Origin of the sequence: Photorhabdus africana, from assembly GCF_035181445.1 — a bacterium.
Taxonomy (GTDB): Bacteria; Pseudomonadota; Gammaproteobacteria; order Enterobacterales; family Enterobacteriaceae; genus Photorhabdus; species Photorhabdus laumondii.
In genome coordinates this window covers 1-4,080 of sequence record NZ_JAXBVE010000090.1, presented here as the reverse complement: position 1 = coordinate 4,080, position 4,080 = coordinate 1, and the positions used below count along the sequence as shown (strand labels likewise).

Below are 4,080 nucleotides of genomic sequence, written 5' to 3'. Positions count from 1 at the left end.
AACCTGACGCTGGACACCTTAAGCACGCGCCGCACAGAGCAGGGCGACTGGGGGAAAGAGAACACTCGCCACCTGACCCAACAACAGGATATCGGCAGCCAGATAACCGGCGCCGGTGAGGTGACCCTGCAAGCCGGGCAGGATTTGAACGCCACCGCTGCCCATGTCAACGCCGGTCAACACCTGACGGCGCAGGCCGGAAATACCCTGACGCTGACCACCGGGACGGCCTCATCCGACTTAGTGGAGCACAGTAAACAGACCAGTAAAGGCTGGCTGTCGAAATCGTCAGTGGAAACCCACGATGAAGTGCATGACCGGCAGGCGCTCAGTACCACATTCAGTGGCGATAAAGTCAACTTACAGGCCGGAAAAGACCTCAATATCCGCGGCAGCAATGTGGCGGGGACGCAGGACGTCAGCCTGAACGCCGGTCATCAGCTCACCGTTACCACCGCTGCGGAAGCGCACGATGAAACCCATTTGCGGCAGGAGAAAAAATCGGGCCTGATGGGCACGGGCGGGATTGGCTTCACCTTAGGCAAAGCCAGCCAGAAAGTCACCACCGACAGTGACAGCCAGCTTAGCAAAGGCAGCACGGTCGGCAGCAGTCAGGGCAATGTCACCCTCAACGCAGGAGAACAGCTCCGGGTTCACGGCAGTGAGGTGATTGCCGGTAAAGACCTGACGCTCGCTGGTCAACAGGTCGATATCACCAGCGCGGAAAACCGCCATCACACCACGACAAAAACCGAACAAAAACAGAGCGGTTTAACCGTGGCGCTGAGTGGTGCCGCTGGGGGTGCCGTCAACAGCGCGGTGCAAACAGCCAGAGCCGCCCGCACTGAAAGTGACCCGCGAGTAAAAGCCCTGCAAAACACTAAAGCCGCCCTCAGCGGAGTGCAAGCGGCGCAGGCTGGCCGACTGGCGGCGGCTCAGGGCAGTGACGACAAAGGCAATAACAACCTGGCCGGGGTGAGCCTGTCTTACGGTCGGCAATCTTCCCGTTCAGAACAGCAGCACCGCCAGACCACTCAACAGGGCAGCCATCTCACGGCCGGGGATAACCTCAATATAACCGCCAAAGGGGATGTCAAAGGCGCATCAGGCCAGAATGGCGATATTCGTATTCAGGGCAGCCAGTTACAGGCGGGCAAAGACCTGCAACTGAATGCTCACCGGGATATTCAGCTCTCCTCCAGCCAGAACACCGAACAGACCACCGGCAAAAACAGCAGCCACGGCAGAGCGCTGGGCGTGGGCCTGACCGCAGGACCGGGAGGCACCGGTCTGAACGTCTCGGCCAATGTCAGTCGGGGCAACGGCCATGAAAACGGCAACGGCGTCAGTCATACTAACACCACATTACAGGCGGGACAGACCGTCGGGCTGAACAGTGGCCGGGACACCACGCTAAAAGGCGCTCAGGTCAGCGGCGAACAGATTACCGCCGACGTGAAACGTCATCTGACCCTCAGCAGCGAGCAGGACAGCCAGCGCTATGACAGCAAACAACAGAATGCCAGCGCGGGCGTCAGTGCCACCGTGGGTCCCCTCACCAACGGCACCGCGAGCCTCAATGCCAGCCGCAATAAACTGCACAGCAACTATGACAGCGTGCAGGAGCAGACCGGGCTGTTTGCTGGCAAAGGCGGCTATCAGGTTCATGTCGGTGACCATACCCAACTGGACGGTGCGGTGATAGCAAGTACCGCCGACAAAGCCAAAAACACCCTGAACACCGGAACGCTGGGCTTTAAGGATATTCAAAATCAAGCGGACTTTACTGTCGAGCAACAAAGTGCGGGCGTCAGCCTCGGCCAACCGACCGCCGGTCAGGTCCTGAATAATCTGGCGGTCAATGGGCTGACGGGGACTCATAACTCAGGCCATGACAGCAGCACCACGCACGCCGCCGTCAGTGACGGCAACCTGATTATCCGGGACAAAGCGCACCAGACGCAGGATGTCGCGAACTTAAGTCGCGATACCGATAATGCCGCGAATGTCCTGAGTCCGATATTTGATAAGGAAAAAGAACAGCAGCGGCTGAAACAGGCGCAACTGATTGGCGAAATCAGCGCCCAGATGACCGAGATAGCCAGTACGGAAGGGAAAATTATCGCCACCAAAGCGGCGAAAGCGAAGCTGGACCATATCAGTGAACAGGACAAAGCTGAGGCCAGAGAAAAATTGATAAACGCAGGCAAAAAACACCCGACGCCAGCGGATATCAATCAACAAGTTTATGACACCGCTTACACGCAGGCACTGAATGACTCCGGCTTGGGGACCGGCGGAACCTATCAGAAAGCGTTACAGGCGGCCACGGCAGCGATTCAGGGCTTAGCGGGCAACAACCTCGGTCAGGCGCTGGCCGGCGGGGCTTCACCGTATCTGGCGGGCGTGATAAAAGATCTGACCACCGATCCACAAACTCATCAGGTGGATATCGCCACCAATACGCTGGCCCATGCGATTTTAGGCGCGGTGGCCGCAGAGGTCAGCGGCAATAATGCCTTGTCAGGGGCAGCCGGTGCTGCTTCCGGTGAGCTGGCCGCTCAGGTCCTGATTAAGCAACTTTACGGCGACGGGGCCAAAGTCAGTGAGTTAACGGAGGAACAGAAGCAAACTATCAGCACCCTTTCCACCCTGGCGGCAGGACTGGCAGGCGGCATTGCCGGTGATTCCACCGCCAGCGCCCTTACTGGGGCGCAGGCTGGGAAGAATGCAGCGGAGAATAATTTCCTGGGAAAACTGGTAACAGAAGGGTGTGCAATAGCTGCTCCGTGTCGAGCCAAAGTGGCAGAAAAAGTCCTGGAGATAGGCGTTAAGGCGGGTATAACCGGAATAGTGGCAAAGGAAATCGCTGATAAGATTTCTTCAGAAGACTTAGACCATCTGATTATGCTTCAGATGATGGGAAATGATGAAATCACACAGAGTTACCTAAATACACTTCAGGATAAATACACTCAAGTTGCTAATCCAACTGACCTACCAACACATACCGGCGGTGATCAATCCGGTGATATAAGGAAATACCCTAATCATACCGGTGGAAACCAACAGTTAAAGCCGGGTAGTATACCGAACCATACAGGCAATGAAGAAAACCAATCTGGTGTTGCACCAAATCATACCGGTAATACGGAAGGAAAACCGGATACTGGAGGGAATACCACAACTACGCCGATTCCGGAAGAGCCAAATAAAGATGACTTAGCCTATCTGGCTCTGAAAGGAAAAGAAGCCCAAGAGGCAGCAGGGAAATTAGGCTTTGATCGGAGAATAGCTCCTCCTAAAGCACCATTTAACTCACATGGGCAACCTGTATTTTTTGATGGTAAAACCTATATTACTCCTGATGTTGATAGCCATAATGTTACTAATGGTTGGAAAATGTTTGACCGTAGAGGCAAGCGAATAGGGACTTACGATAGTGATCTGAACAGAATTAAGGACTGATTAATGTTTGGTATATTTCCCGGTGATGCACCTATCAGAGTAAACAATGAGCTAGTTCTGCCCGCGACAATTATTATTGATACGTTTACAGAAGCAGTTCACATACCTTTATCTTATTGGAGCTTTGAGGATTACAAGCGGAGTTGGCGAGCTTCTCTTGAGGAGGGTATACACAGTAAAAAGCCTGTGGCGCTAGCTGTATCAATGTATGAGCCCGATTACACAAATTTCATATTTGTTTGGGTCATATATTTTGCAGGTGAGGAGGTTTTCTTGCAAAATAGCATCCTCTTTTTAGATGAATGTCCAGGTTTTACTCCAGAGAAGATAAATAACTTTATAGAGTCGCGTACTACGCACAATGAAGACGGAATGAAAATATCTGAATGGAATACTGATCTAAATAGCATTATAGATTTTTATAACAGTCTTAGAATTAATACAGAATCCCAGTCTTGAGTTAGGATTTTTACTTTATTATCCACTAAATTATAGTAGACAATCATATACAGGATCTTAAGAATTAAGTCGTTCAAAACACGCATCCAATGTTTTGTTTTTAGACGACTTTCTTTGCGGTGTTTTGAATGCATTCTGGGATAAATAGGCTTT

At 52.4% G+C, this 4,080-nt stretch carries 2 protein-coding genes; both read left to right on the top strand.

Annotation, left to right across the window (positions count from 1 at the left end; genetic code table 11):
• Positions 1-3,468, top strand: a 3,468-nt coding sequence (locus tag SLS51_RS22560) for a hemagglutinin repeat-containing protein (protein ID WP_323840745.1), incomplete at its 5' end; no start/stop codon positions are given.
• 3 nt (positions 3,469-3,471) lie between these two features.
• A complete protein-coding gene (locus SLS51_RS22555; protein ID WP_149617571.1) occupies positions 3,472-3,927 on the top strand; it encodes a hypothetical protein in 456 nt (151 codons plus the stop codon).
• Positions 3,928-4,080 lie beyond the last annotated feature (153 nt).

Excerpts from the sequence above, each read along its gene's own strand:
- SLS51_RS22555 (WP_149617571.1), top strand. The coding sequence starts at position 3,472 with ATGTTTGGTATATTTCCCGGTGATGCACCTATCAGAGTAAACAATGAG.